Below are 26,008 nucleotides of genomic sequence, written 5' to 3' on the forward strand. Positions count from 1 at the left end.
CCCCTATGACCCGCCCCGAACGGTTTCGCCGCTTTATTGACTACTTCACCCTGAACTTTCCGGAGCCCAAAACCGAGTTGGCCTACCATAATCCGTATGAGCTGATTGTGGCCGTAGTGCTGAGCGCGCAGTGCACCGACAAGCGCGTGAACCAGGTGATGCCCGCGCTGCTGGCGCAGTTCCCTACCCCCGCCGCGCTGGGCGAAGCCACGGCGGAGGACATTTTTCCGTTTATCCGCAGCGTGTCGTACCCGAATAACAAGGCCAAGCACCTGGCGGGCCTGGGCCGGCTGCTCACCAGCGACTTTGGCGGCGAGGTGCCGAGCACTATCGAGGAGCTGCAGCGGCTGCCGGGCGTGGGGCGCAAGACGGCCAACGTGGTGGTGTCGGTCATTTATAACCAGCCCGCGATGGCGGTCGATACGCACGTGTTTCGGGTGTCGCACCGGCTTGGGCTGGTGCCCAAAACGGCCACTACCCCCCTGGCTGTGGAGAAAGGGCTAGTGAAATACATTCCGCAGGAAGTTATTCCGAAGGCCCACCACTGGTTGATTTTGCACGGGCGCTACGTGTGCGTGGCCCGCTCGCCCAAGTGCAGCGCGTGCCCGCTCAGCGACTTCTGCGCTTATTACGCCAAAGAAATAGTGGGCAAAGCGGCCTCGGCGCCGGGCAAGGCGCCGGCCAAAAGCCAGCGGTAAGCCCCGGCAAACTCGCGCCGCCAGAACCATTCGGCGTGCACGCCATCAGGTAGAGCATTGAAATTCAAATTATTATCCGGCACGCCCGCAGTGTGCAGGGCGTCGCGCACGGCAGTCATCATCGGCACCATGGAGGGGCCTTCCTGGGCGCCGCACACAAAGTACCAGCGGGTATCGGGGCGCGGCGCGTGCTGGGCTATGTAGGCCAGCAGGCTCGGCCCGGCAAACCAGTAGGCCGGCGAAAAGGCCCCTACCCCCCCAAAAACCGCCGGGTGGCGCAGCGCCGCGTAGGTGGCAATGAGCGCGCCCATGCTGGAGCCGGCCACGTAGGTAGCCGCCCGCTCGGGCCGGGTGCGGTAGTGGTGGTCGATGAATGGCTTGAGGGTATCGACCAGAAAATCAACGTACTGTTCGCCCTCACCGCCGCGCCGGATGCGGGGGTTGCGCCAGGGCGAGTACTCGTCGAGGCGGTGCTTATCCACGTTATCGACGGCGATGACCAGGCAGCCGGTGGGGTCCTGGCCGTGGGCCGCCAGCTGGTCGAGGGTTTCATCGACGCCCCACTCGCCGGCGAAGGACGTGTACTGGTCGAACACGTTCTGGCCATCTTGCAGGTAGAGCACGGGGTAGCGGCGCTCGCCGGTGCCGTAGTCGGGAGGCAGGTACACCCACACCCGGCGCGTGCGCCGCAGCTGCGGCACGGGAAAATCGGGACTGAGAATGTGCACATTAGGCGACGCCGAATGCTGCCGCAGCGGCACGATACCGCCCTGGTCCTCCCAATTCAGCACTTGCAGGCGCAGCTCGCGCGGGCCCTGGCTGTAGAGGTAGCGGCGGTTGGGCACGGCGCGGTTGTCGGCGTCGGTTTCGATGGTGGCCCAGCTGCCGCGGCACACTTTGTAGTCCAGGGTGCCCCGGCCGGGGGGTAGGGCCAGGTAGTAGCTGCCGCTGGCGGGGTCGAAGGTGAAGGCAAGCGCCGGGTCATCGGTGGTCCAGCCATTGCACGAGCCGGTGAGGTAGAGGGTGGCCGCGGCCGGCGTGCTGGCCGGCACGCTGGTGAGCCAGATGGTGACCGGCAAGCGGGCAGTCTTGCGCCTTATTCTGCCCAGCAGGCGGGAAAATACTTTCTTCATGGGGTGATGCAACAGCCGGCGAGCTACAAAGGTCTGCTCCCGGGCGCAATAGCGGCCGCATGTCCTACCCCCCTCCACTGGGTGGAAAGCGCACTGTGCACAGCTACCTGGTGGTGACCCAGGGCCTCGCCCCTGATAGTCGCGCCGGCAGCACCAGCGTGGTGCCGGAAGTGAAGCCGGCTTTGTAAGTAGCGCCGCTTACCACCTGGCAACCGGCGCTTGCTCATGCTGCGCCAAGGAGTTTAACAAGTGGTGCAATGCCGTATCAAAGGCAAAGCTAATGTGAGGCCAAGTCTTACTAGGCTTGCCATTGGGCCTGGTATCGAGGCGGCTGGTGGGATTGTCGATAGTGAAAAGCAATTGGCGCGAGCTAGCGGCCAGCGTAGCCGTAGCAGCCCATTGGCGCCCAAACTGCTCTATTGCGAGTTGATTGGTATCGTAGACATTATTGCCGGGGCTGCTGCCGCCCAGCAGGCTTATTCCCGGTACAAAGCCCAGGTCACGCAACTCGTAGCGATAGCGCCCTTGTTTAAAATCGAGCCGGAACGTAAAGCTGAGCGAGTAGGTAGCAATGTCCTGGGTACCATCAGGATGCGTTTCTACCCGCGAGTAGCCGCGCCCGATGAGCACACCCCGCGCCGGGTCGTCGAGCTGCGTTACCTGGTGGGCGTCCTGAAAGGTGAGGGCTACCCACTCGCGGGCCCGCCCTTGCAGCTCGGCCGCCGACAGGCCCGGCACCGCTACCACGCCGTGGTAGTAGGGCAGGTGCGTGAGGCTATCGAACGGCAGGCCCGGCAGCGGAGTAAGCAGGGTTTGGCCCTGGGCGTGGGCAGGCAATAGCAGGCAACCGACGCCGAGCAGCAGGAGCAGGAGTAATTTCATACCCAAATATGCACCTGATTACCACTCCCCTACCCCCTCGCTACGCGGCAGCCAGCACCTCGGCATCGTTGTGGGCGGGCGAGTTCACGCGGGTGGTGATGACGTATTCCTTCATGAGGTCCGTAGCGTAGGGCACGAGCAATTGCTGGTGGGCGGCGGGCGCGAGGTCGTTGGCGAGCCAGGCGCGCTCGGCGTCGGGACCGGGCAGGATGACGGGCATGCGGTTGTGCAGCGTGGCCATCAGCTCATTAGGCTCAGTCGTGATGATGGTGAACGTGGGGTGCAGCTCGCCGGTGGCGCGGTCAAGCCACTCGTCCCAGAGGCCGGCGAAGGCGAAGGGCTCCTCACTTTGCAGCAGAATGCGGTGCGGAATTTTGCCCCGCTCGGTGGCCTGCCACTCGTAGAACGAGTCGGCCAGCACCAAGCAGCGCCGCCGCGCCAGCAGCTGCCGGAAGCTGGGCTTTTCGGCCAGCGTTTCGGCGCGGGCATTGATGGGCTTGGGGCCGCTGGCCGGGTCGCGGCTCCAGCTGGGCACCAAGCCCCAGCGCACCAGTTGAATCTGCTGGGGCGCGGCGTTGGTGATGATGGGCAGCGCCTGCGAGGGCGCGGCGTTGAAGTTGGGCGGGGGGGTAGGGGCTTCTTTAGCAGAGAAGCGCTTGGCCAGTGCCGGCGCTGGCGAGATTACGGTATAACGACCACACACAATAATCACTGATTTAACGGATTTAACGGATTTCGCAGATACGCCGCTGGCGCGGCTGTCTAAGCGTTTTTAGCCTGACTTGCTGTTGGTTGGGCTGTTTACGAAAAAAGCCGCCCGAAGGCGGCTTTTTTATTCTTAAGCAAAGCACGCCGCTGGCGTAGCCAGCCGCGCCAGCGGCGTATCTGCGCAATCCGTTTAATCCGTTAAATCAGCGATAGAGCTGCTCGTAGTATTCCTTGGCCATGCGGCCGCTTTCAAATTCGGGCTCCACGTCCTTCATGCCGGCTTTCACCACTTTCAGAAACTGCTTGGGCTGGTCGTAGTACATCGGCACCACGGTGCTTTCAAGCACGGTGAGCAGGTTGTCGGCTTCCATATCATCTTTTTGCGCGTCGGGCAGCGTCACATCGGCGTGCCTGATGATGAAGCAGTTATCGCCATCCTTGGCAAACTCCGGAATCCAACCGTCGGCGATGCTCACGCTTACGCTGGCGTTCATGGCGGCGGTCATGCCGCTGGTGCCGCTGGCCTCGCGGGGGTAGCGCGGGGTGTTCAGCCACAGGTCGGAGCCCTTTTTCATCTCGGCGCTCAGGGCCAGCTCGTAGCCCGTGAGCACGGCGCAGCGCTTGAGGTCCTTGGTCTTGCGGATGATGTTGTTGAAGATGTCGATGGCGCCGTAGTCCTTGGGGTAGGGCTTGCCGGCCCAGATGACCTGCACGGGGCGCGAGTCATCGCTCACGAGCTTCACAAAGCGCTCAAAATCACGCAGAATAAGGTCGGCGCGCTTGTAGGCGGCAAAGCGGCGGGCCCACACGATGGTCAGCGCATCGGGGTCGAGCAGAGTGCCGGTCTGGTCGGCCACGATTTTGAAGAACTCGGCCTTCATCTCGCGCTTGCGGGCCAGCAGGGCCTTGTCGTCCTTGGCCTTGTTGGCGGCGGCCAGCGCGGGGTCGCGCCAGTAGGTGCCGTTCTGGGCGTTGGTGATGGAGATGATGGGGCAAATGCCGGGGTAGTGACCCCACATTTCGTTGGCCACCTCGCCGTGCACCTTGCTCACGGCGTTGGCCTTGCGGGCAAAACGCAGGGCGGTGAGCGTGTAATTGAGCGAATCGCCGTCGATGCGGGCATCGCGGCGCACGTCCTCTTCCGTCATGCCGGCGAAGAAGCTCATATCGGTGAGCAGCTTCATAGGGCGCTCCTCGTTGCCGGCCAGCTCGGGCGTATGGGTCGTGAACACCAGGCGCTTCTGCACCTCGGCCAGGCTGCGGCCGTGCTTTTCGTAGAGAAAAAACGCCAGTGGCAGGCCGTGGCCTTCGTTGAGGTGGTAGATATCGGTTTGACGGCCGAGGATGTCGAGCAGCTTGCCACCGCCTACCCCCAGCACAATGCTTTGGGCCACGCGGGTGGCGGCGTCCGGGTCGTAGAGGTGGTGCGAGATAGTGCGTGAGAGGTAGTCATTCTCCTCAATATCAGTAGTGAGGAAGAACATGGGCGCGGTGCCAAACGTCTCGGGCGCCAGGTACAGGGCCTTCACGTGCACCTCGGCGCTGTGGATGGTGACCGGGAACACGATGCCCGTGTCTTCCAAAAACGAGTACTGCTTGTGCAGAAACTCGGCTTTCATGGTCTGGTCGGGGTTGCGCGTCTGGTCGTAGTAGCCGTAGGTCCACAGCATACCGATGCCGACGAGGTTCTGCTTGAGCTCGTAGGCCGAGCGCATGTGCGAGCCGGCCAGAAAGCCCAGACCACCGGAATAGATTTTCAGGCTCTGGTCGAGGGCAAACTCCATCGAGAAGTACGCCGCCGCCGCCTTGTATTTGGCCGCCGGAGCAGCCATTTTGAATTGAAATGCCATGTGAAAAAAATAGTAGCGAGTTGTTACTAAGTGAGTTCGCAGGTGCAAAGGAAGGGCCCGCGGCCCAAAGCTAGCGGCGTGGCCGGGCAAGTCAGCGTACTTTGGGTAATAGGCAGTGGCGGTAGCTCCGCAATGGTTTGCGGAACAAAATGCCCCTTTTTTGGTCTGCCCGCGCCTCTTTTTTACTCCGCGGCTTTTTACTCTTTCTCCCACCTTTCTCTCTTAATTATCTGCGCTATGCACGTTTTTCGCGCGTTGTTGGCCCCTTTGGCGGCCGTTTTGTTGCTGGAAGCTAGTCCGGCCGTGGCCGTTTCGCTTCCGCAGCTGGCCAGCCCGGCGGCTCGCCCTACCCCCCCCGTTCGCATCGACCCCACCTACTGGTTTGTGGGCATGAAAAACCCTAAGCTACAGCTGCTGGTGAATGCGCCCGGCATTGCGGCCGACCAGGTGACGCTGGCCACCTACCCCGGCGTGACGCTTGACGGCTTCGAGAAGCTGGAAAGCGCCAACTACCTGATTGTTAACCTCACGGTGAGCCCGCAGGCCCAGCCCGGCCAGCTCAAGCTGCAGTTTAAGAGCAATAAAAGCTTCGCGTACAGCTACGAGCTGCGGCCCCGCAACCAAGACCCGGCCCGTACGCAGGGCCTCACGCAGGCCGACTTTATTTATATGCTGATGCCGGACCGCTTCGCGAACGGCGACCCGAAAAACGACGTGGTGAAGGGCACCCGCGTCAACCACATCGCCCGCGACTCAATGTATGCCCGCCACGGCGGCGACCTGAAAGGGATTCAGAACCACTTTGCGTACCTCAAGCAGCTCGGGGCCACCGCCATCTGGCCTACCCCCATCATGGAGAACGATATGCCTAAGGCCAGCTACCACGGCTATGCCGTGACGGACTGCTACAAGGTGGACCCGCGCTACGGGACGAATGCCGAGTACGTGCAGTTTGTGAAGGCTGCCCACGCCGACGGGCTGAAGGTGGTGCAGGACATCGTGCTCAACCACTGGGGCAGCTACCACCACCTTTTTCTGGACAAGCCGGCGGCCGACTGGTTTCACGCCTTCCCCACCTTCACGCGCAGCAACTACAACGCCTTCACCCTCAACGACCCCTACGCCTCGAAGCGCGACCGGATGCTGGAAAACGACGGCTGGTTTGACACTACCATGCCCGATGTAAACCAGAGCAACCCGCTGGTAGCTACGTATTTGATTCAGAACTTTTTGTGGTGGGTCGAGAGCACCGGCCTCGACGGCTACCGCATTGATACCTACCCCTACTCGGAGCCCAAGTTCCTGATGGACTGGGGCAAGGCGATTGGCGAGGAATACCCCAAGCTGGCGCTGTTTGGCGAGGCCTGGGAGGGCACCGAGGCCGAGCAGGCCTTCTTCGCACAGAATATCTTCCCGCCCGTCAACGGCTTCAAGTCGAACTTGCCGGGCGTGCTCGACTTCCAGATTTGCTTCGGCATCGGCGACGTGCTTAAGGGCGACGGCGGCGACCTCAACAAGCTCTACCACGCCTTGCAGGGCGACTGGATGTACGTGGATGCCACCCGCAACGTGCCGTTTCTGGATAACCACGACATGAGCCGCTTCTACTCGGTTATCGGTGAAGACTTTGCCAAGTACAAGATGGGTATTGCCTGGCTCCTGACCCTGCGCGGCACGCCGCAGCTCTACTACGGCACGGAGGTGCTAATGAAGAATTTTTCGGACCCCGACGGCAAGGTGCGCGAGGACTTCCCCGGCGGCTGGGCCGGCGATAAGGTGGACTACTTCAAATCGCGGCCGGGCCAGGCGGGCGAGGCCTTCGACTACGTGAGCAAGCTGGCGAATTACCGCAAGTCGCACCCGGTTCTGTCGAGCGGCAAGCTGATGCAGTTCATTCCGCAGGATGGGGTGTACACGTATTTCCGCTATAATGAAAATGGGGAGTGCGTGATGGTTATCGCTAACAACACCAAGGAAACGAAGAAGGTGGACGGCACGCGCTACGCCGAGCGCACGGGTGGCTTTACTTCTGGCGTGGAGGTGGTGAGTGGGGTAGGGATTTCAGATTTGAAGTTGCTGACCGTGCCGGCGCACACCGTGTGGGTGGTGGAGTTGCGGAAATAGTTCGTTCTTTTGGATTTAGCCCGCAGAGGGCGCAGAAGATTTCGCAGATGACGCAGAAGCACGAGAATGATATTTCCTACCTGATTCGGAAGGCGGCCTATACCTTGCACACGACGCTAGGGCCGGGCTTACTGGAATCAGTTTATGAGACGCTACTTACTCATGAGCTGCGTAAGCTGGGTCTTGACGTGAAGACTCAAGTGGCTTTGCCGGTGGTATACGACGGCTTACGTCTGGAAAACGGATTCCGCATGGACCTACTAGTCGAAAATAAGGTAGTCGTCGAGTTGAAATCGGTTGAAGTGCTCCTTGAAATTCACCATATGCAGTTGCTGACTTACCTCCGCCTATCCGGCTACAAGCTGGGCCTGCTCATCAATTTCAACGTGCCCTACATTAAAAGCGGCATCTTCCGCAAAGTGAACGGCCTAGAAGAACAATCTGCGCCCTCTGCGAAATCCTCTGCGCCCTCTGCGGGCTAAATCCAAAAGAACGACCCCCGGCGCACATGAAAAACCTACTACTAGCGGCTAGCCTGCTGGTTTTATCCGCCTTTACCACTTCTCCCGTGGCCGATAACGACCCCAACACCACCGACGAAATACCCCAGGATAACAAACTCGTTATCTACCAATTGTTACCCCGCCTCTTCGGCAACAAGGTGGCCCTGAACAAGCCCTACGGCACGGTGCTCGAAAACGGCTGCGGTAAGTTCAACGACATCAACGACCTGGCGCTGACCAAAATCAAGGAGATGGGTGCGTCGCACGTGTGGTACACCGGGGTGCTCGAACACGCCACCATGACGAGCTACCCCCAATCGGGCCTGCTCGCCGACGATGCCGACGTGGTGAAGGGCCGCGCCGGCTCGCCCTACGCCGTGAAGGACTACTACGACGTGGCCCCCGACCTGGCCGTAAACAAGAAAACCCGCATGGCCGAGTACGAAGCCCTCATCAAGCGCACCCACGCCCACGGGCTGAAAGTGCTGATGGACTTCATTCCGAACCACGTGGCGCGCTCGTACCACTCTGACGCCAAGCCGGCGGGCGTGGTAGACCTGGGCGCGCACGACGACAAAACCAAGGCCTTCGCGCCCAACAACAACTTCTACTACCTGCCGGGCCAGCACTTTACGGTACCCGCCGGCTACAACCCGCTGGGGCCGCTACACGCGCCGGGCGAGGATGGCAAGTACAACGAGTTTCCGGCCAAGGCTACTGGCAACGACGTGTTTTCGGCCGCGCCAAGCGTTGATGACTGGTTCGAAACCATCAAGCTCAACTACGGCGTCGATTACCAAAATGGGCGCCAGATGCACTTCGAGCCGGTGCCCGACACTTGGCTGAAGATGCGCGACATCCTGGTTTTCTGGTCGAAGAAAGACGTGGACGGCTTCCGCTGCGACATGGCTGAGATGGTGCCCGTCGAGTTCTGGGCCTACGTTATTCCGGAGCTGAAGAAGGTGAAGCCCGGCCTCATTTTCATTGGCGAAGCCTACAACGCCAAGGAGTACGCCACCTACCTCACCAAGGGTCACTTCGATTTCTTGTATGACAAGGTGGGCCTCTACGACGGCCTGCGCCGGCTGATGCGCCAGGAGGGCACCACCGACGACATCACCCACGTGTGGAAAACGGAGAGCCGCGGTTACGGCTCGCATATGCTGCGCTTCTTGGAAAACCACGACGAGCAACGCATTGCTTCCAAAGAGTTTGCGGGCAACCCGCGCCGCGCTATTCCAGCCATGACGGTATCGGCCACGCTGGGCAGCGGGCCCGTGATGCTCTACATGGGCCAGGAGGTGGCCGAGCCCGCGCTGGGTAGCGAGGGCTTTTCGGGGGCCGATGGCCGCACCACCATTTTCGACTATTGGGGCGTGCCCGAGCACCAGAAGTGGCTGAACCAGGGCAAGATGGACGGCGCTAAGCTGAGCGCCGAGCAGAAGCAGCTGCGCGATTTTTACAAGCGCCTGCTGAACCTGGCGGGCAGCAGCGAAGCCATCCGCAAAGGCCAGTTCTACGAATTGCAGGACGCCAACAACCTCAGCAAGGAATACGACCAGCAGAAGGTGTACGCCTTTTTGCGCTACACTAAGGGCCAGCAGGTGCTGGTGGTAGTCAACTTCAGCGATACCAAAACCTACCGCCCTACTCTCCTCATTCCGGCCCAAGTGCTCCAGCGCATGGGCCTCGACCCGCAGCACCTCTATACCTACCGCGACCTGCTGAACGGCGGCGACCCTAAGCCCAGCCTCAGCCTGACGCTGGAGCCGCTGGCGGCGCTGGTTCTCGAATTGAAGCCGCGCTAGCTGGCGGGCCACACAGGGCAAAGCCAACCGCGCGGCGTAATTTCCAATCTCTTTTTCTCCCACCTCTCGCCTCCCTACCCCCTATGGCCGCGTCCACTGCAGTAGCCTCGTCCGGCTCGCTACGCGTTAAGCCCCGCCTCAGCTTCTGGCAAATCTGGAACATGAGCTTCGGCTTTATGGGCATTCAGTTTGGCTTTGCGCTGCAAAATGCTAATACGAGCCGCATTTTCTCGAACCTGGGTGCCAATGCCGATGACATCCCCATTCTGTGGGTGGCGGCCCCGCTCACCGGGCTGCTGGTGCAGCCCATCATCGGCTACATGTCGGACCGCACCTGGAGCCCACGCTGGGGGCGGCGGCGGCCTTTCTTTCTGGTAGGGGCCATTTTGGCTTCGCTGGCCATGCTCATTATGCCCAACTCGCCTACTCTGTGGATAGCCGGCGGCATGCTGTGGGTGATGGATGCGAGCATCAACATTTCCATGGAGCCCTTCCGGGCCTTTGTGGGCGACATGCTACCCAGCGAGCAGCACACCAGCGGCTTCGCGATGCAGTCGTTTTTTATCGGCATTGGGGCGGTGATAGCCTCGCTGCTGCCGAGTATTCTTACGAGCCTGGGGGTGGCTAATGAAGCGCCCGACGGCATCGTGCCCAACTCGGTAAAGTTTGCCTATTACCTGGGAGCAGCGGCCTTTTTCCTGTGCGTAGTGTACACCGTGGTTACTAGCAAGGAGTACCCGCCGGAAGACCTCGACGCCTTTGCGCAGGAGAAAAACAGCACTACGTTCTGGCAGGGTGTGAAAGAAACTTACTCGGGTATAGCGCACATGCCCAAGGTGATGAAGCAGCTGGCGCCGGTGCAGTTCTTTACCTGGTTCGGGCTGTTTTGCATGTGGATTTTCACTACCCTGGCCGTTACCAAACACTTGTTTCACACTACCGATGCCAAGTCGTCGGCCTTTAATGAAGGGGCCAACTTTGTGGGGCAGGCCTTTGCCATGTACAGCGGTGTGTCGGCGGCGTTTAGCCTGCTGCTGCCGGTGGTGGCCCGTAAGCTCAACCGCAAGCTGACGCACCTGCTCTGCCTGGTGGCCGGCGGCCTGGGGCTGTTTTCTATCGCTTTCATCACCCAACCCTGGATGCTGCTGGTAGCGATGGTGGGCGTAGGTATTGCCTGGACGAGCATCCTCTCCATCCCCTACGCCATGCTGGCCGGCGCTATTCCGGCCAAAAAGATGGGGCACTTCATGGGCGTATTCAACGGCTTTATTGTGCTGCCCCAGGTGTGCGCTTCCCTCGGCCTACCCGCCTTGATGAAACAGTTTCCTTCCCTCGACCCGCTCAACGTAGTGGTGCTGGGCGGGGTGCTGCTCATCATTGCCGGCCTGCTCACGCTGCGCGTGGACGACAACGAGGCGGCCCCTTTTCCTTTCGAAGACGAGCACGTGCGCATTGGCTACGATGCGCTGGCCCGCGACAGCTCGCACCTGTAATCACTACAAGAGCCCGCCCAATCCGGCGGGCTTTTTCATGGCCGGTTACTCGTCGTGGCCCGGCAGGGGGGTAGGGGGCACCGCAGCGGCCTTGGCTTCCTGGGCGGCTTGCAGCTGCGCGGCGGCCGAGGGCTGCTGGTCGAGGCCCGTGAGGTCGGGCTGGCCGGCATCGACCCAGGCGGTGTACCAGAAGGCCCCGATGAGCCGCGCCGCGTAGCGAAGCTGGCGCTCAACCTGGCCATTAAGCCGGCGGTGGTACGCTAGGCTGAACTCGCGCGAGTAGACCCGGATGGTCTGGTTGCCGCGCTGCTCGTAGCTGAACTTGCGGTCTTCGGGCAGCTCGGCCGACACCAGCTTTTCCATCTGGAATACCGAATCGACGGCCGCGTGGGCGCGGGCCACGGCCGCCCAGGCCACCTCAGTGGGCTGCTCCAGGTAGGGCGCGGGGCCGGTGAGCAGGTCGTAGTCGGCGGCTTGCAACTCGGGCAGGCGCGACTCCCAGAGCGCGTGGATGCCGCGCTGGCCGGTGAGCTGGCCGTTGTAGTTGCGGGTGGTGTGCAGCGGCACGCAGGCATCGGCCACGTAGTGGCCCAGGTCGGCGGCCAGGTACAGGATGCGGTCGGTGTCCTGGTCGCGGAAGGCGGCGGTGAGCTGGTTTTTCATGAGCGCCACCTGCCAGGGCACGATGCCGTGGTGCAGCAGCGAGTCTTCGCCGCCGGCCAGGGCCACGGCATCGGCGTAGGCGCGGGGCAGGCCGTGGCGGGTAAGGGCGCTGTCGCCGTACACGTCCACGTCCATGAAGTGGCGCGGCGCTTCGGTGGGCACCACCGTGCGGCGCGAGTCGGGCCGGGTAGCGTTGTTGGTGAGGTAGTCGATATTGGCCTTGAAGAGGGGCAGCATCTCAGGCGGCAACGTGTACACCGCCAGCCGGTTGAGCAGCCGGTGGCCGAAGAAGCCCCAGGCCCGGGCGGGCGCGGGCAGCACCAGCGTGAGCAGCAGGCAGTAAGTAAAAAGTCTATTCATGCGCCATTATTTATAGAAACCTAAAGCTACGATTCGCTTCATCAGCGCCCTACCCCCTACTCCTGGCGCGATAGATTGGTGAAAACGCAAAAACCTGGCCTACCTCACGGTCAGACCAGGTTTTGAGCTAAAAGCCAACGCCCTACCCCCCTACCGGCGCGCGGCGGTCGGGAATTTCATACGGTACTCGTGCTTCACATCGCCCTTGCTGATGCGGGCGAGCTTGCCCTTCAGCAGCTGCTTTTTGAAGGCCGAGAGCTTGTCGGTGAATAAGATACCTTCGAGGTGGTCGTACTCGTGCTGGATAATGCGGGCAGCCATGCCGCTGAAGGATTCCTCGCGCACCTGGCGGTTTTCGTCTTCGTAGCGCAGCACGATATTGGGGCAGCGCTGCACGAGCTCGCGCACGCCAGGAATGCTGAGGCAGCCTTCCTCGAAGCCCCAGGCCTCGCCGGTTTCGCTCAGCATTTGGGGGTTGAGGAAGGCGCGCTTGATGGGTGTTTCGATGATTTCGTCGGGGGCGGCTACTTCCACGGGCTCGTCGTCCTCGTCGTCTTCGTCGGGGCCCAGCATGGGACCCGAGTCCATCACGAACAGGCGCACGCTGCGGCCAATCTGCGGGGCAGCCAGGCCCACGCCGTGGGCCGAGTACATGGTTTCGAACATATCTTCTACCAGCTTAGTAAGCTCGGCAGCGGGCAGGTCGGAGGGCAGTTCTTTGGCGAGGGTTTTGAGAACGGGGTCGCCGATAGCAACAATCGGGAGAATCATGGATGCAAAGGGGATTCTAGAAAAGACTGGAGAATAAGCGCCGCGCTCACCTTATCAACGGTGGCCTTGTCCTGGCGGGCTTTGCGGCCCAGGCCACCGGCCAGCATAGCCTGTTTGGCCAGGCGCGAGGTAAAGCGCTCGTCGATTTCGTGGATGGGCACGGCTGGCAGCTCGCGGCGCAGGCGGCGCAGCAGGCCCACCACGGCGCTGGTCGAGTCGGTAGGCTCGTTGAGCAGCGTGCGCGGCATGCCCACCACCACGGCCGCCAGCGGCTCGCGCAGGTGGTAGTCGAGCACAAACTTCACTAAGTCCTGGCTGTGAATGGTATCCAGGGGCGAAGCAATCAGCTGAAGTGGGTCGGTAATGGCCAGGCCCACGCGCTTGTGGCCGTAGTCGATAGCAAGGATGCGGCCAAGAGCGGTGGGAGACATAGACTAGCGGGAAAGCTGCAAAGATACGGACCCGCCGCAGGGTGCGGACTACCGCAACAGCTACCACCGCGGCAGCGGGCAGGGCTCCACCCAGGCAAGCTGCGCAGTAGCAAGGCCCCTACCCCCTCCCTGAGTGCCAACGCGCGGAGCAAGGCGAGCTTTTGAATTTTAACAACAAAATGTAGGGGCCAACTTCGAAAATAGCCTAACTCCCTAGTCGGCAGCACCGAGGCCAGGTAGAATACAATAAATTTGCTAAGTAAAAGCCCGTTCTCGCGGTTAGATTAAATTTTTACGCGCCGCCGCCATCTCTATGTCCCTACCCTTTAAGCGACCGGCTGATGCTTCCGCGGCAGTGCCTGATGTGGTGCCGGGACGGGATAGGGGCACTATGGGGCGCCGACGCTGGCGCCTGGCAGTGGCGCCGCTACTCACGCTGGGAATTGGGATTATTCTGGGTACAAACCCGTTTCGACCCCAGACTGAGAACCCCGAAGCCACGGCCCGCGGCTACCTGCGCTACAAGGAAATCCTGAACTACATCGACCGCGACTACGTGGACTCGGTCGATGCCGATGGGCTCACCAACTACGCCGTGGCGCAGCTGCTGGGTAAGCTCGACCCGCACTCCGTTTATATAAGAGCCCAGGACCGCGAGCAGACCGATGCCTTTTTGCAGAGCAGCTTTGACGGGGTAGGGCTGGAATTCAACCTCTTTCGCGATACCGCTACCGTGGTGACGACGCTGCCCGCCGGCCCGGCCAGCACGGCGGGACTGTTGCCCGGCGACCAGCTGCTGCGTGTGGGCCCTACCCCCGTGGCCGGCACCCACCTGAGCCAGGGGCAGCTAGGGCAGCTGCTACGCGGCCCGCGCGGCAGCAGCGTGAGCCTGGTGGTGGCCCGGCGCGGCCAGCCGCAGCCGCTGCATTTTCAGTTCAACCGCGGGCGGCTGCCCAATGCGTCGGTCGAGCCGGGCGTGCTACTGGAGGATAAGCAAACGGGCTATATTAAAATAAATCGCTTTGCCGCCAGTACCTACGAGGAGTTTAAGGCCCAGCTGGCCGACTTGCAGCGCCAAGGCCTGAAGCGCTTGGTGCTGGACCTGCGTGGCAACCCCGGCGGCTACCTCGACCGCGCTACCCGCCTGGCCGATGAGTTTATCGCCGGCTCGCGCAAACTCGTGTACACGGTGGGTAAGGACGAGCAATACGCTTCCCAAACCTACGCCCACGTGGCCGGCGACTGGGAGCAGCAGCCGCTGGTGGTATTGGTGGATGAAAACAGCGCTTCGGCCGCCGAGGTGCTGGCCGGCGCCCTGCAAGACCACGACCGCGCCCTGCTGGTGGGCCGCCGCACGTTTGGCAAGGGCCTGGTGCAACAGCCCATCATGCTACATGAGGGTGGTGAATTGCGCCTCACGGTGGCGCGCTACTACACGCCGGCCGGCCGCTGCATTCAGAAGCCCTACGGCTCCGATAAGGAAACCTACAACCACGAACTGGCGGAGCGCCAGCAGCGCGGCGAGTTTGCCTCGGCCGATAGTGCGCAATTTGCCGCGGGCCAACGCTTTCGCACCGACCACGGCCGGGTAGTGTACGGCGGCGGCGGCATCATGCCCGACGTATTCGTGGCCCGCGATACGCTGCACCAGGCAGCCTACTACCAGCGCCTGCAGCGGACCGGCGTGCTGCAAGCCTACGCGCTGGCCTTTTATCAGCAGCATAAGGTAGAGCTGGTGGGCTTGCGCTTTACGCAGTACCAGGCCGTTTTTCGCGTCACCGACACCGAGCTGGATGGGCTGGCCCGACTGGCGGCCCTGGCGGGCCAGCGCCCCGACCCGGCCGCCCTGCGTCGCTGCGCGCCGGCCCTGCGCACGATTATCAAGGCCAGCATCGCGCACATTACCTACGGCCCCGAGGCAGCCAGCGCCATTTGGCGCGACGATGACCAGGAGCTGCAGCAGGCGCTACGCGTGGTGCAGGACAGCACCGCGCAGCTGGCGCTGCTGGGCGGGCACTAGGCCGGGTCGTCCGCGGCGGGCTTGCTGAGGTCGGCGGGGTCGGGGCGGTGTTCGAGCAGGTCGGCCGGCTGGCAGTCCAGCGCCTGGCAAATGGCGGCCAGCGTACTAAAGCGTACCGCTTTCGCTTTACCGCTTTTGAGAATGGATAGGTTGGCCAGGGTAATGCCCACGGTTTCGGCCAGGGCGCTCAGCGACATCTTACGCCGGGCCAGCATCACGTCAAGGTTTACGATAATGGGCATCAGATAACAAGCTCGGCTTCCCGGCTTAAGGCAACCCCACGCTGGTACACGGCCGCGATGATGAGCAGGATAAAGCCCACTTCAAAGCCCGGCACCAACTCATCGGTATTGAGCCGCACGTAGTGGCTGAGCGGCCCGGCCAGCCCGGCTGCGCGGTAGGCTGGCACAACGGCCCACACCAAAGCGTAGGCTACGTAGCGCCAGAGGTTTAGCCCAAACAGAAGCAGCGCCAGCCAGAGCAGCCGCCGACCATTCGCCGCCGTAAAGGGCGTGTCCGAAGTCACGTCGCGCAGCAGCCCCAGCAGCAGCCAGCTGCTGCCCCCCAAAAACACCAGCCCCGCTATCGAGAGGCCATCGTCCAGCGCTCCCAGTGCTAGTAGCGCGGCGCGCTTGCCGGCACTGGGCTCGCGATAGCGCAGCAGGGGCGCGTGGGGGTCAGCCGCCAGCTCGAAGCCCGCGGTGGGGGGTAGGGCCGCCAGGGGGCCGCGCTGCTCACGCGACTTACTCCGTTGGCCATCCTCAAAGCCGGCCTGCGTATCGTGCCAAAAGCCGAACAGGTTGGGCCGGAAAGTATCGAGCCGCAGCCGCACCTCGGTTTGTTGGGTGGTGGCTAGGTCGTAGGTTTTCGCAGCTAGCGCTAGTGTCATCACGCCCGTCATAAGTTGAATCAGCCACATCATTGCTTGGGCACCGCGCAGAATGTAGAAAAGGAAAGCAGGTTTCATGGCAGCAGTTCTTGAGGGAGTAAGACGCCACAAAGAAAGGCATTTATTTATTGAAAAACAATAAAAATAGGTTGATAAACAATAATTATTTATTGTTACCCAATAGCCCTAGCCTACCGATTGCGGCCGTACTGCTCGTGGCTGCTCACCCAGTCGCTGCTGCTGATGGCGGCCCCCAGGCTTAGCTCGCCGGCCAGTACCACGCCGGCCACGATTTCGGCAAACTTGTAGACCGTGCCCTGGCCCACGCAGCCCAGCATGCGCAGGCACTCGTTTTGGGTGGCCAGGCCAGTGCCGCCGCCATGCGTGGCCACGATGAGCGACGGAATGGTGATGTTGATATACAAGTCGCCCTCCTTAGTTACTTCCGAGTAGAGCACGCCCGCGCTCGATTCGCTCACATTGGCCACATCCTGGCCGGTGGCTATGAAGAGCGCCGTGATGCCGTTGGCCGAGTGCGCGCCGTTGTTATTAGCCCCGCTCAGGAAGGCGCCCACGTTGCTCACCTGCCCGTGGTAGGCCAGCTGCTCGGGCGTCACGCGCATGCGCTGCTGCAGCACGTCGCGCCGGATGGTGGCCTCGGCCACTACGCGCTTGCCGCGGGTGCGCATCACGTTTATCTGGCTGGCTTTTTTGTCGGTAGCGAAGTTTGACTCCAGGTAAAAGTGTCGGACGGGCGCGCCCTTGTAGTTCTCCAAAATCCAGGAGCAGGCCGCGAAGGTGGCCCTACCCACCATGTTCTGGCCAGCCGCGTCGCCGGTCGAAAAGTTGAAGCGCAAGTAGGCAAACTTGTTGCTGAGGTACGTATCAATGTATTGCAGCTTGGCCACGCGCGAGGTGCTTTCGGCCTCGGGCCGAATCAGCTCCAGGCTCTCGGCTACCCAGCGGCCGAAGTCACGGGCGCCCCGCGCATCGTCGAATACAAACACCGGCGCGCGCTGCATGGCATCGCCGATGACGGTGCACTTCACGCCGCCGCACAGGTTGAGCACCTGCATGCCGCGGTTGTAGCTGGCCACCAGCGTGCCCTCGGTGGTGGCCATCGGGATGAGAAATTCGCCCTGCGCGTGCTCGCCGTTCACGTGCAGCGGGCCGGCCAGGCCCACCGGCACCTGCGCTACCCCCACAAAATGCTCGCAATTGCCCTGCAGTTCGTGGGGGTCGAAGGAGTAGTTTTTCAAGTGCTTGAATTGCTGCTCCGTAAACTGCTCGGCAAACCGCTGCCGGGCCTGAATGGCCGCCTCAGCGTAGTCGTCCTGCTCGGAGCGCGGAATGCGCACCCGGCTATCCTGGCTTACGATGGCGTCTTCTATCTCTACGCTCAGCTCGCCAAAGGCATCGGTGCTGAATTCGGCTTGCAACTGGTGCATGCCCTCGGCCAGCGCGGGTGTATTCAACACAAACGTGATGGTGCGGCCCACCGGCAGCTCAATAGCCTGGCTGCCGGGACCCAAGCTGGTGCCGGGCCGCAGCTCGCCGCCCCCCAGGTCGAGCTGCATGTGCGTGGCCGGCACCACCACCTCCCCTATTTTCACCTGCTTGAGGCCCGTTAGCTGCACCGTATCCAGGCGGTTCTTGATGCTGAACGCTACCCCCTGGCCCTCGGGCAAATTGTGGAGGCTGCCCCGGTTGTAGAGCAATTTGAGAAGCATGGGGCTAGGGGTGAAAACCATGGGGAGGGCAGGGTAAAAAGGATGACAGAAAGCGCGACAATTAACGTTACGGTAGCGAGCGCCGCAGGGGTAGGCGCCCCCCTGTATTTTGTGCGCCACGCGGCAGAATGGGGGATGCCCTGGCGGGTAGGCAGGCTTCGGGGTAGTAGTGCGCGGGCCAGCGCTACGCCCCAACTGGCCCAGGCAGCCCAAAGCAGGTGCCGGTGAGCCGCGAAAATTACCCAATTGTGACCAAAACCAGCGCCTATGGCAAACCTCCTTCGCATCCTGCGGTTATAGGCCGCACGGCATCTTTACAGAACATTCTCGTTCATGACTTTGCCACGCAACACTGCCGTATCTTTGCCCTTTCATTCGAATCCCAAGGCAGCCGGGAGTTCTTTCCGCCAGCTTTTCCTTCTATGGCATCCTTATCCGATTATCCGCGCTTTACTCTCGGCCAGGAACTGACGGCCGAACAGCGGGCTTTCTTTTCTAAATACGGGTTTCTTCATTTCCGGCCCTTTGCTTCTTCCGAGCAGGTGCAGGCCTACCTTAAAGCCACGCATCAAGTGCAAGACAACTGGCTGGCTAACCACGTTGACAAAGTAAACGGCGTGCCCATCAAATATGGCAAAGACGTTGATGGCTCGCCCATTGTGCAGCGCTTCGCCTTTGCCTCGCAACACAGCCCCGTACTGCACGAGCTGCTACAGGACCCCCGCTTCGAAGCCCTGTTTCCGCTGCTCGAAATGCCCGAAGGCCGCGTAGGCGAAAATGAGCGCGATGGCCTGGTAGTGAACCACTACGTGAACGTCGAAGGCTCCGAATTCAGCCAGATGGGCTGGCACACCGACTCGCTGCGCGATGTTTTTTATGGCAAGCGCATCCGGCCCATGCTCAACGTGGGCCTGCACCTCGACGGCACCAAGGCCACCAACGGCGGCCTGCGCCTGATACCCGGCACCCACCGCCAGGGCCTGGGCAAGATGCTGTTTCGCAAAAAATACTACAAGGACGTTTTCTACGACCCCAACGAAATAGCCGTGGAAACCGAGCCCGGCGACCTCACCGTGCACGATGGCCGCATGTGGCACCGCGTGGCGCAGTCGCCGCTGGTGGGTGCTGAGTCGCGCCGCCGCGTGATGTACGTGCCCATCATCGGGGGCAAGTACCAGCCCAAAAGCGAAGAAAGCCCTACTCCCTTCTACCTGCGCTTCCTGCACTTGGTAAAATAGCTACGCACTAACCAACAAGCTCTTGATGGCTTGGCCGTGCTGGCCAGTGATGCGGGCTATGGCCTGTGGGGCTGCTCTAAGTAGCTGAAGCTGGAGGAGCATCTCACCCATACGTTGCGGCAAGCATTGTTTGCGGTGAAGCGGAAGTAATTCCGGGGCTGCTCAACCAGGTGTCGGCGGGCCTCCCGAGCGTGGTACCAGAAAGCATGGCCAAAAAAACAGCGGTCGATAGCAGCATGTAACCACCGGTATCGTTTGTGCCCTTCCTCCACTCCGGGGAAGGGCTTTTTGTTTGGCTGCGAGCGGCTTGCAGCACCATAACACTGCAAGACGAGCCTTCGCGTGGTTTTCGGTAGGTCATCTATTATTAGGCGACTGCGCTGCACAAAATACCCGGCCGCAAAAAAAATAATACGATTATTACAAATGCCATAATTTTACACGTTTATTCAAAATACTGACTTACAAGAGATTGATTCGAAAAAGTGAAAGGTGAGTGTCTACTTACCTAAAAAGGTGAGCTAACACTTACCGCGTTTTACTTTTTTGTCGTAATATTGCTCCCGCTACCAGCTAACGAGTCCCACCCAGTTGCCTGGTAGTTGACTACTCTACACTCTGCTAGCCAGTTGCCGTCCCACCCCAACTGGCTTCACATTCACACTCTGATACCCGGCCGTCGTCCCACCCCAGCCGGTTTCACCCCACACTCTGATGCCTGGCCGTCGTCCCACCCCGGCTGGTTTCACCCCACACACTACTAGCCGGCCGTCGTCCCACCCCAGCCGGTTTCGCACCATTCTTCGCTTACCCAGTCGTCGTCCCACCCCGTCTGGTTTCCGTATCTCTGCCCCGCCCCGGCCTGGTAGAGTCTGAAGTTTTTCAACCGGCCGATTTGGTAATTCCGAATCGGCCGGTTTCTTTTTGGCAGCTAAGGCGTTAGGGAGCGTCAAGTGCATAAAAACTGCCTAGAACGAGGCTGGTGGGCATTTCTGCCCGAACTTTGTACCTCATCTAGTGCCTGCGGCGGCCAGCCGGCCGGCCCTACCCCCCTTTGCTCCACGTATGATTACCCGCCGCCAACACATTGCCGATGTGGCGCTGCAACTCTTTGGGGATAAAGGATTTGAGAACACTTCCACCCAACAGATTGCCAAGGCTGCCGGCGTTTCGGAAGCCCTTATTTTCAAGCATTTCGGCTCAAAGGACCAGCTGCTTGATTTCGTAGTTAAGAGCGGTTATCAGCGCATTATCGAGCACAACCGCGGAGGTTTGACCGAGACTGACCCGCTCACGTTTATTCACAGCGTCATCGACCTGCCTTATAAGCTGGTGCTGGAGGAGCCCGCCTTCTGGAAGCTCCAATACCGCCTGGCCGATAACGACACGGCCCAGCAGCAGCACGAGCGCTTTATGCGGCCCGTGCCCACGCGGCTGCAGGCGGCTTTTGAGCAGCTCGGCTACCCCGAGCCCGACAAGGAAACGCGCCTGCTGCTGCTGCTCATTGAGGCGCTGTGGAAGATTGAGGCCAACAAAACGGATGAGCACGTGCGCGAAATGCTCGATTTTATCAAGCGTAAGTACGAGCCGCAGCGCTAGCGAGGGGTAGGCGGCTGCATATTGCCGGCTCATTCACCTACTGGCCCGGCTTGCCGGGCGGCTTTTGCCATGGCACACTGGCTGCTGATTCAGTGCCCCGACGAGCGCGGGCTTATCTACAAGGTAACGGGCGTGCTCTACGCGCAGGGCCTCAACATTGTGCGCAACAGCGAGTTTGTGGCCCGCGAGGAGAGTGTGTTTTTCATGCGCACCGAGTTTGCGGGCGCCTTTGAAGCGGCTACGCTGCTGGCGGCGCTGCGGGCGGCCCTACCCCCCTCGGCCGACATCAGGCTGACCGGCAATCGCTGCAAGGATATTGTGCTGCTCGTGACCAAAGAGCACCACTGCCTGAGCGAGCTGCTGGTGCGCCACGCCTTTGGCGAGTTGAATGCCACCATTCGGGCCGTTATCAGCAACCACGAGGTGCTGGGCGAGCTAACGGGCAAGTTTGGGATTCCCTTTCACTACCTGCCGCACGAGGGCCGCAGCCGCGCCGCGCACGAGGCCGAGGTGCTAGGCGTGCTGGCCGGCTACGCCCCCGACTTGGTGGTGCTGGCCAAGTACATGCGCATTCTATCGCCCGAGTTTGTGGCGCCGTATGCCAACCGGCTCATCAATATCCACCACTCGTTTTTGCCGGCTTTTGTAGGGGCCAGCCCGTATGCGCAGGCGTTTGAGCGGGGCGTGAAGATAATTGGGGCCACGGCGCACTTCGTGAACGAGCAGCTGGACCAGGGGCCGATTATTGCGCAGAGCGTGATGCCGATTGACCACACCCGCAGCGCCCGCGAAATGGCCCAGGCCGGCCGCGACGTAGAAAAGCTGGTGCTGGCCCGCGCCCTCGGGCTGGTGCTGGATGAGCAGGTATTCGTGCACCGCAATAAGACCATCATCTTCGACTAAGCCGGGGGTAGGCCAGCCGGACAGGCCAGAAAATTGCCCTGAAAATGGCGTTTTGGTAATTTTATTCGTAACTTCAATGGTTTACCATCCCTGATTTGGCTTATGCCCCGTACGTTAATAGTCTCCAACCGCCTACCCACTAAAGTTCTCCGCACCGACGAAGGCCTCACTTTTCAGCCCAGCGAAGGCGGGCTCGCCACTGGCCTCGGCTCCATTTATAAGCAGGGCGATAACGTGTGGATTGGCTGGCCAGGACTGTTTGTGGAAGACGAGGCAGAGGAAGATTACATCAGGCAAAAGATACGGGCTGATAATATGGCCCCGGTGTTCCTGACGGAGGCCGAAATCCGGGATTTCTACGAGGGTTTCAGCAACTCTACCCTGTGGCCTACCTTTCACTATTTCAGCGAGTTTGCTACCTATGAGCAGGCGCACTGGGAAGCATATGTGGCCGTAAACGAGAAATTTTGCGCCGCCGTGCTGGCTCAGGCTGGCCCCGACGATACCATTTGGGTGCAGGACTATCAGCTGCTGCTGCTGCCGGCCCTGCTGCGCGCGGCGCGGCCCGAGGCGTCGATTGGCTTCTTTTTGCACATCCCGTTCCCCTCGCATGAGCTGATGCGGGTGCTGCCCTGGCGCAACGAGCTGCTGCGCGGTATGCTGGGTGCCGACCTCATTGGCTTCCACACCTTTGGCTACATGCGGCACTTCCTGAGCTCGGTGGCGCACGCGCTGGGCCTACCCGCCCAGAATGGCCGCATTGAGAACGGCAACCGCTCGGTGCGCGTTGATGCTTTTCCGATGGGTATCGACTACGAGCGCTACGCGGCGGCGGCGGCCTCTGATGAGGCAAAGGGCCACGAGGCGCGCTACCGCGAGGCGCTGCGCGACACGCGCGTTATCCTCTCCATCGACCGGCTCGACTACACCAAGGGCATTGCGCAGCGGCTGCGGGCGTTTGACCTGCTTTTGCAGCGCTACCCCGAGTGGCGCGGGCAGGTGAGCCTGATAATGCTGGTGGTGCCCTCGCGCGACCAAGTGCCGCAGTACGCCTCGCTCAAGGAAGAGATTGACGAGCTCACGGGCCGCATCAATTCGCAGTACCGCACCATCGACTGGAACCCCATTCTGTATTTCTACCGCTCCCTACCCCTCGAAGAGCTGGCGGCCTTGTTCCGCATTGCGGAAGTAGCGCTGGTGACGCCCATGCGCGACGGTATGAACCTGGTAGCCAAGGAGTACGTGGCCAGCCGCCTCGACCAGCAGGGAGTTCTTATCCTGAGTGAGCGGGCCGGCGCCGCCCGCGAGCTATCGGATGCCATTATCATCAACCCCACCGACATGGGCCAGCTGGCCGAGGCCATGCACGACGCCCTGGTGATGCCCAAGGAGGAGCAGATAGTGCGCATGGCGGCCATGCAGGCCCTGGTGAAGCGCTATAATGTATTTTCCTGGACCAAGCTTTTCCTCAACCAGCTGGCTTACACCAAGATGAAGCAACATACTCTTGCTACTGAAATGCTAACCGAAGAGGCTACCAAGCAGCTGCTGGCCGCCTACCACACCGCCGAGGAGCGCCTCCTGCTGCTCGACTACGATGGCACGCTCATGGCCTTCCAGGCCGACCCCAAGCGGGTGGAGCCCGACCAGGAGCTGCGCCTGCTGCTGCGCGCCCTCACCGACCTGCCCCGCACGCGGGTGGTCATCATCAGCGGGCGCGACCGGCACACGCTGGAGAAGTGGCTGGGGCATTTGCCCGTCGATTTTATTGCCGAGCACGGCGTGTGGCTGCGCCCGGCCGGCGAGGAGTGGCAGCTGTTTCAGCAGTTGCGCAACGACTGGATGCGCGAGCTGCGCCCGGTGCTGGAGCTGTACGTGGCCCGCACCGCCGGCTCGTTTATCGAGGAGAAGGACTACTCGCTGGTGTGGCACTACCGCCGCGCTGACGCCGAGCTAGGTGAGGTGCGCGCCCGCGAGCTGCTCAGCCACCTCTCGTTTATGACTGCCAACACCGAGCTCCAAGTGATGGAAGGCAATAAGGTGCTCGAAATCAAGGCAGCGGGCATCAACAAAGGCAACGCTGCCGCCCGCTGGCTGGCCAAGTACCCGGCCGAATTTGTGCTGGCCCTCGGCGACGACCGCACCGACGAGGATACCTTCCGGGCCCTACCCCCCGAGGCGTACTCGGTGCGCGTGGGCACCGATGCCCGCTCGCTGGCCCGCTTCCACATCGCCGGCCCGCCCGAGGTGCGGCAGCTGCTACGGCAACTGTTAGCGTAACTAAGTAATTTCACCGCGAAAGGCGCGGAGGGATACGCGAAAGAGCGCGGAAGTTTACTTTGCTTCCGCGCTCTTTCGCGTATCCCTCCGCGCCTTTCGCGGTGAAAACCCTACCCTACGAAGTTGGGCTTATCGAGCTTCTTGGCGATGCGGTAGGCCGCGTTCACCATGCCCACGTGGCTGTAGGCCTGCGGGAAGTTGCCCCACTGCGAACCGGTTTTGGCGTCCACGTCTTCGGCCAGCAGGCCGAGGTGGTTGGTGTAGGTCATGAGTTTTTCGAACTCGGTGATGGCCTCGGGCAGGCGGCCTACGCAGGCCAGCGCCTCTACGTACCAGAAGGAGCAGATGAGGAACGTGGTTTCGGGCGTGCCGAAGTCGTCGGGGTGGCGGTAGCGGTAGAAGAGGCCTTCGGGCGTCATCAGCTCCTTTTCCAGCTCAGCGAGGTGGTGCTTGGCCTTTTCCGAGCTGGGGTCGAGGTAGCCCATAGTGATGAGTTGGATGGTGCTGGCGTCGAGGTGCGGCGAGCCGATGGCGTTGGTGTACACGCCGCGCTTGGGCTCGAAGCATTCTTCGATGCGTGCTTCAGCCTGGTGCAATAGCCGGGTGGCCTTGTCGGCCAGTTTGGTATCGCCGAGGCTGTGGGCCACGCGCAGGGCGGCGTGGCTGCCGGCCCAATGGAAGAGGTAGGTGTAGCAGTGCTTCTGGGCAATGTGCCGAAACTCCCAGAGGCCGGCGTCGGGCTGGTCCATGGTGGTTTCGATGAGGTGCAGCGCCTCCTCCACCAGCGAGAGCGGGGCCGTACGGTCGGGGTCCTGAAAGCGGCAGTCGACATAAAGCGGCAGCAGCGCCACCAGCACTTGGCCATACACGTCGTTCTGAATGTGCGTGTAGGCATCGTTGCCTACACGCACCGGCTGGTTGCCGAGGTAGCCGGCCAGCGGCAGCTCGCGCTCCGTCAGCTCAGTTTGGCCCCCGATGCCGTAGAGCGGCTGGTATTTATCCTTCACCTTGGTCGAAATGTTGGCGATGAAGTGGAAGTACCGCTCCATTTCCTCGAAGTGGCCGATGTTGTTGAAAGCCGTGAGGATGTAGTACGTGTCGCGCATCCAGCAGAAGCGGTAGTCCCAGTTGCGGGTGCTGCCGGGGGCTTCGGGCAGGCTGGTGGTGCTGGCCGCGATAATAGCGCCGGTGTCTTCGTACTGGTGAATCTTGAGGGCCAGTGCCGAGCGAATAACCTGCTCCTGGTGAAAGTTGCCGATGCTGGTGCTCTTTACCCAGTTGCGCCAGTAGGCCAGCGTGCTGGTGAGGAAGCGCTCGGCGGTGCTTTCGAGGGCCGCTTCGAGCGGCGCGCCGTAGGTGAGCACCAGGTACTTCGTCTCGTTCAGCACGAAGTCTTCCTCATCGAGCACGTAGGTGAGCGGGATGTTGGTAGTGAGGCGAATTTCCTCGGCCATCCCCAGAAAAGCAATGTGGTTGGAGCTGCGGCGGCGCGTCAGCTCCAGCTCGCCGTACTCGCCCACCGGCCGGCACACCACCCGCACGCGCGGCGAGCCCACCAGCGGCTCAATCTTGCGAATGAACATCAGGGGCTTGTAGTAGCGCTCATATTGCAGGAAGCGCGGCGCGAAGTCGGTAACGCGGTAAGAGCCGCCGGCCGTTTCGATTTCGGTGCAGAGCACGTTGGTGTTCTGCGCGTAGTACTGCCGGGTGGTGGTGAACTCGCCCGCCGGGCGCAGACTGAACTCGCCGCCCTTCTGCTCGTCGAGCAAAGAGCCAAAGACGAAGCTGCTGTCGAAGCGGGGCCAGCAGAGCCAGCGCACGGCCGTGTCGGTGCCGATGAGGGCCAGGAAGGCGCAGTTGCCAACCACGCCCATGTCATAGGTGTGTTTAATCATAAGAAAGTCTCCGGCGGGGGCCGGGCAGTT

General features: G+C 61.5%; 22 protein-coding genes. 11 read left to right on the forward strand and 11 right to left on the reverse strand.

Going from position 1 to position 26,008, the window contains the following annotated elements:
* Positions 1 to 5: 5 nt before the first annotated feature.
* Positions 6 to 698 carry an endonuclease III gene (nth, locus tag E4631_RS12585; protein WP_133656842.1) on the forward strand — a complete coding sequence of 231 codons (693 nt, stop codon included), beginning with the start codon at positions 6 to 8 and terminating at the stop codon, positions 696 to 698.
* On the opposite strand, the gene E4631_RS12590 is transcribed toward nth, so the two are convergent.
* Positions 629 to 1,831: an alpha/beta hydrolase gene (locus tag E4631_RS12590; RefSeq protein ID WP_133656841.1), complete on the reverse strand. Its 1,203-nt coding sequence runs from the start codon at positions 1,829 to 1,831 to the stop codon at positions 629 to 631. The two genes, nth and E4631_RS12590, sit on opposite strands and share 70 nt — an antisense overlap.
* 59 nt (positions 1,832 to 1,890) lie before the next feature.
* On the opposite strand from E4631_RS12590, the gene E4631_RS26785 reads away from it, so the two are divergent.
* Complete coding sequence (locus E4631_RS26785; RefSeq protein WP_262709793.1) at positions 1,891 to 2,019, forward strand: hypothetical protein; 129 nt, start codon at positions 1,891 to 1,893, stop codon at positions 2,017 to 2,019.
* A 10-nt stretch (positions 2,020 to 2,029) separates the two neighbouring features.
* Here the strand turns inward: E4631_RS26785 and E4631_RS12595 are convergent, their stop codons facing one another.
* From E4631_RS12595 to glgP, 3 genes are all read right to left on the reverse strand, one after another.
* Positions 2,030 to 2,713 carry a DUF4468 domain-containing protein gene (locus tag E4631_RS12595; protein ID WP_133656840.1) on the reverse strand — a complete coding sequence of 228 codons (684 nt, stop codon included), beginning with the start codon at positions 2,711 to 2,713 and terminating at the stop codon, positions 2,030 to 2,032.
* 40 nt (positions 2,714 to 2,753) lie between these two features.
* Positions 2,754 to 3,416 (reverse strand): SOS response-associated peptidase, encoded by a 663-nt coding sequence (locus E4631_RS12600; RefSeq protein WP_133656839.1) that lies wholly within the window; start codon positions 3,414 to 3,416, stop codon positions 2,754 to 2,756.
* A gap of 208 nt (positions 3,417 to 3,624) precedes the next feature.
* A complete protein-coding gene (glgP, locus tag E4631_RS12605) occupies positions 3,625 to 5,271 on the reverse strand; it encodes an alpha-glucan family phosphorylase (protein ID WP_133656838.1) in 1,647 nt (548 codons plus the stop codon).
* A 237-nt stretch (positions 5,272 to 5,508) separates the two neighbouring features.
* Between glgP and E4631_RS12610 the strand changes: the two genes are divergently transcribed.
* The 4 genes from E4631_RS12610 (at position 5,509) to E4631_RS12625 (ending at position 11,199) form a co-directional block, all read left to right on the forward strand.
* On the forward strand, positions 5,509 to 7,395 hold the full coding sequence (locus E4631_RS12610; RefSeq protein WP_133656837.1) for an alpha-amylase family glycosyl hydrolase: 1,887 nt from the start codon (positions 5,509 to 5,511) through the stop codon (positions 7,393 to 7,395).
* 47 nt (positions 7,396 to 7,442) lie between these two features.
* Complete coding sequence (locus E4631_RS12615) at positions 7,443 to 7,877, forward strand: GxxExxY protein (RefSeq protein WP_133656836.1); 435 nt, start codon at positions 7,443 to 7,445, stop codon at positions 7,875 to 7,877.
* 26 nt (positions 7,878 to 7,903) lie between these two features.
* Positions 7,904 to 9,706 carry an alpha-amylase family glycosyl hydrolase gene (locus tag E4631_RS12620; RefSeq protein ID WP_133656835.1) on the forward strand — a complete coding sequence of 601 codons (1,803 nt, stop codon included), beginning with the start codon at positions 7,904 to 7,906 and terminating at the stop codon, positions 9,704 to 9,706.
* Between the two features lie 83 nt (positions 9,707 to 9,789).
* A complete protein-coding gene (locus E4631_RS12625; RefSeq protein ID WP_205704239.1) occupies positions 9,790 to 11,199 on the forward strand; it encodes an MFS transporter in 1,410 nt (469 codons plus the stop codon).
* A gap of 45 nt (positions 11,200 to 11,244) precedes the next feature.
* On the opposite strand, the gene E4631_RS12630 is transcribed toward E4631_RS12625, so the two are convergent.
* From E4631_RS12630 to ruvX, 3 genes are all read right to left on the reverse strand, one after another.
* The gene (locus E4631_RS12630) at positions 11,245 to 12,222 is read right to left on the reverse strand and encodes a zinc dependent phospholipase C family protein (RefSeq protein WP_133656834.1); all 978 of its coding nucleotides are present in this window, start codon (positions 12,220 to 12,222) and stop codon (positions 11,245 to 11,247) included.
* 150 nt (positions 12,223 to 12,372) lie between these two features.
* Positions 12,373 to 12,993: a peptide deformylase gene (gene def, locus E4631_RS12635; protein ID WP_133656833.1), complete on the reverse strand. Its 621-nt coding sequence runs from the start codon at positions 12,991 to 12,993 to the stop codon at positions 12,373 to 12,375.
* Positions 12,990 to 13,424 (reverse strand): Holliday junction resolvase RuvX, encoded by a 435-nt coding sequence (ruvX, locus tag E4631_RS12640; protein ID WP_133656832.1) that lies wholly within the window; start codon positions 13,422 to 13,424, stop codon positions 12,990 to 12,992. Before ruvX ends, def begins: the two co-directional genes overlap by 4 nt.
* A gap of 313 nt (positions 13,425 to 13,737) precedes the next feature.
* Between ruvX and E4631_RS12645 the strand changes: the two genes are divergently transcribed.
* Positions 13,738 to 15,444, forward strand: coding sequence for a S41 family peptidase (locus E4631_RS12645; protein WP_133656831.1), 1,707 nt, complete (start codon positions 13,738 to 13,740; stop codon positions 15,442 to 15,444).
* On the opposite strand, the gene E4631_RS12650 is transcribed toward E4631_RS12645, so the two are convergent.
* The 3 genes from E4631_RS12650 to E4631_RS12660 all read right to left on the reverse strand — a co-directional run bounded on the left by E4631_RS12650 (position 15,441) and on the right by E4631_RS12660 (position 18,063).
* The gene (locus E4631_RS12650) at positions 15,441 to 15,686 is read right to left on the reverse strand and encodes a helix-turn-helix transcriptional regulator (RefSeq protein WP_133656830.1); all 246 of its coding nucleotides are present in this window, start codon (positions 15,684 to 15,686) and stop codon (positions 15,441 to 15,443) included. The genes E4631_RS12645 and E4631_RS12650 overlap by 4 nt on opposite strands.
* Positions 15,686 to 16,411 carry a DUF2975 domain-containing protein gene (locus tag E4631_RS12655; protein WP_133656829.1) on the reverse strand — a complete coding sequence of 242 codons (726 nt, stop codon included), beginning with the start codon at positions 16,409 to 16,411 and terminating at the stop codon, positions 15,686 to 15,688. The genes E4631_RS12650 and E4631_RS12655 overlap by 1 nt, the downstream gene beginning before the upstream one ends.
* 113 nt (positions 16,412 to 16,524) lie before the next feature.
* Complete coding sequence (locus E4631_RS12660) at positions 16,525 to 18,063, reverse strand: hydroxymethylglutaryl-CoA reductase (RefSeq protein ID WP_240734855.1); 1,539 nt, start codon at positions 18,061 to 18,063, stop codon at positions 16,525 to 16,527.
* Positions 18,064 to 18,485: 422 nt separating this feature from the next.
* On the opposite strand from E4631_RS12660, the gene E4631_RS12665 reads away from it, so the two are divergent.
* From E4631_RS12665 to E4631_RS12680, 4 genes are all read left to right on the forward strand, one after another.
* The gene (locus E4631_RS12665; RefSeq protein ID WP_133656827.1) at positions 18,486 to 19,301 is read left to right on the forward strand and encodes a phytanoyl-CoA dioxygenase family protein; all 816 of its coding nucleotides are present in this window, start codon (positions 18,486 to 18,488) and stop codon (positions 19,299 to 19,301) included.
* Between the two features lie 1,065 nt (positions 19,302 to 20,366).
* A complete protein-coding gene (locus E4631_RS12670; protein ID WP_133656826.1) occupies positions 20,367 to 20,900 on the forward strand; it encodes a TetR/AcrR family transcriptional regulator in 534 nt (177 codons plus the stop codon).
* Between the two features lie 69 nt (positions 20,901 to 20,969).
* Complete coding sequence (gene purU / locus E4631_RS12675; protein WP_174805448.1) at positions 20,970 to 21,803, forward strand: formyltetrahydrofolate deformylase; 834 nt, start codon at positions 20,970 to 20,972, stop codon at positions 21,801 to 21,803.
* A gap of 102 nt (positions 21,804 to 21,905) precedes the next feature.
* Positions 21,906 to 24,083, forward strand: coding sequence for a bifunctional alpha,alpha-trehalose-phosphate synthase (UDP-forming)/trehalose-phosphatase (locus tag E4631_RS12680; protein WP_133656825.1), 2,178 nt, complete (start codon positions 21,906 to 21,908; stop codon positions 24,081 to 24,083).
* 110 nt (positions 24,084 to 24,193) lie between these two features.
* Here E4631_RS12680 and E4631_RS12685 read toward each other — a convergent pair whose 3' ends face one another.
* Positions 24,194 to 25,978: a glycoside hydrolase family 15 protein gene (locus tag E4631_RS12685; RefSeq protein WP_133656824.1), complete on the reverse strand. Its 1,785-nt coding sequence runs from the start codon at positions 25,976 to 25,978 to the stop codon at positions 24,194 to 24,196.
* Positions 25,979 to 26,008 lie beyond the last annotated feature (30 nt).

The sequence above is a fragment of the Hymenobacter sp. UV11 genome (genome assembly GCF_004684095.1).
GTDB lineage: Bacteria > Bacteroidota > Bacteroidia > Cytophagales > Hymenobacteraceae > Hymenobacter.

Excerpts from the sequence above, each read along its gene's own strand:
- E4631_RS12615 (WP_133656836.1), top strand. The coding sequence starts at position 7,443 with ATGACGCAGAAGCACGAGAATGATATTTCCTACCTGATTCGGAAGGCG.
- E4631_RS12650 (WP_133656830.1), bottom strand. The coding sequence starts at position 15,686 with ATGCCCATTATCGTAAACCTTGACGTGATGCTGGCCCGGCGTAAGATG.
- purU (WP_174805448.1), top strand. The coding sequence starts at position 20,970 with ATGGCACACTGGCTGCTGATTCAGTGCCCCGACGAGCGCGGGCTTATC.
- E4631_RS12665 (WP_133656827.1), top strand. The coding sequence starts at position 18,486 with ATGGCATCCTTATCCGATTATCCGCGCTTTACTCTCGGCCAGGAACTG.
- E4631_RS12625 (WP_205704239.1), top strand. The coding sequence starts at position 9,790 with ATGGCCGCGTCCACTGCAGTAGCCTCGTCCGGCTCGCTACGCGTTAAG.
- nth (WP_133656842.1), top strand. The coding sequence starts at position 6 with ATGACCCGCCCCGAACGGTTTCGCCGCTTTATTGACTACTTCACCCTG.
- E4631_RS12670 (WP_133656826.1), top strand. The coding sequence starts at position 20,367 with ATGATTACCCGCCGCCAACACATTGCCGATGTGGCGCTGCAACTCTTT.
- glgP (WP_133656838.1), bottom strand. The coding sequence starts at position 5,271 with ATGGCATTTCAATTCAAAATGGCTGCTCCGGCGGCCAAATACAAGGCG.
- E4631_RS12595 (WP_133656840.1), bottom strand. The coding sequence starts at position 2,713 with ATGAAATTACTCCTGCTCCTGCTGCTCGGCGTCGGTTGCCTGCTATTG.
- E4631_RS12685 (WP_133656824.1), bottom strand. The coding sequence starts at position 25,978 with ATGATTAAACACACCTATGACATGGGCGTGGTTGGCAACTGCGCCTTC.
- E4631_RS12655 (WP_133656829.1), bottom strand. The coding sequence starts at position 16,411 with ATGAAACCTGCTTTCCTTTTCTACATTCTGCGCGGTGCCCAAGCAATG.
- E4631_RS12590 (WP_133656841.1), bottom strand. The coding sequence starts at position 1,831 with ATGAAGAAAGTATTTTCCCGCCTGCTGGGCAGAATAAGGCGCAAGACT.
- E4631_RS12645 (WP_133656831.1), top strand. The coding sequence starts at position 13,738 with ATGTCCCTACCCTTTAAGCGACCGGCTGATGCTTCCGCGGCAGTGCCT.
- E4631_RS12660 (WP_240734855.1), bottom strand. The coding sequence starts at position 18,063 with ATGCTTCTCAAATTGCTCTACAACCGGGGCAGCCTCCACAATTTGCCC.
- E4631_RS12680 (WP_133656825.1), top strand. The coding sequence starts at position 21,906 with ATGCCCCGTACGTTAATAGTCTCCAACCGCCTACCCACTAAAGTTCTC.
- ruvX (WP_133656832.1), bottom strand. The coding sequence starts at position 13,424 with ATGTCTCCCACCGCTCTTGGCCGCATCCTTGCTATCGACTACGGCCAC.
- E4631_RS12630 (WP_133656834.1), bottom strand. The coding sequence starts at position 12,222 with ATGAATAGACTTTTTACTTACTGCCTGCTGCTCACGCTGGTGCTGCCC.
- E4631_RS26785 (WP_262709793.1), top strand. The coding sequence starts at position 1,891 with ATGTCCTACCCCCCTCCACTGGGTGGAAAGCGCACTGTGCACAGCTAC.
- E4631_RS12620 (WP_133656835.1), top strand. The coding sequence starts at position 7,904 with ATGAAAAACCTACTACTAGCGGCTAGCCTGCTGGTTTTATCCGCCTTT.
- E4631_RS12610 (WP_133656837.1), top strand. The coding sequence starts at position 5,509 with ATGCACGTTTTTCGCGCGTTGTTGGCCCCTTTGGCGGCCGTTTTGTTG.
- def (WP_133656833.1), bottom strand. The coding sequence starts at position 12,993 with ATGATTCTCCCGATTGTTGCTATCGGCGACCCCGTTCTCAAAACCCTC.